Origin of the sequence: Paraburkholderia sp. SIMBA_030 (genome assembly GCF_046535245.1) — a bacterium.
Classification (GTDB): domain Bacteria; phylum Pseudomonadota; class Gammaproteobacteria; order Burkholderiales; family Burkholderiaceae; genus Paraburkholderia.
This window is the reverse complement of sequence record NZ_JAWRXB010000905.1, coordinates 1-259: the sequence shown is the minus strand read 5'-3', so window position 1 is coordinate 259 and position 259 is coordinate 1. Positions and strand designations below refer to the sequence as shown.

Genomic DNA, 259 nt, shown 5'->3' with positions numbered 1-259 from the left:
GGTTGGCGGGTAAATTGGTCGCGCAGTATGGTGCGCCCTTTTCCTCGCCGCTGGCGGGTTTGAGCCATGTTTTTCCTGAGCCTGTCGTGTTGGCGCAGGCGGATCTGGCGAGGTTGGGCATGCCGAAAAGCCGAGGGCGGACCTTGTCCGGCGTGGCTCAGGCGCTGCTGGATGATTCGCTGTTGTTTGCGCCGGGGCGGGAGGGCGGTGTGGCGCGGTTGTTGGCGTTACACGGGATTGGTGACTGGACGGCGCAGTA

1 pseudogene is annotated in these 259 nt (G+C 64.1%); it reads left to right on the top strand.

Features of this window, described 5'->3' with window-relative positions:
* Nucleotides 1–259: pseudogene (locus SB772_RS42645) on the top strand (3-methyladenine DNA glycosylase 2); the annotation flags it as partial.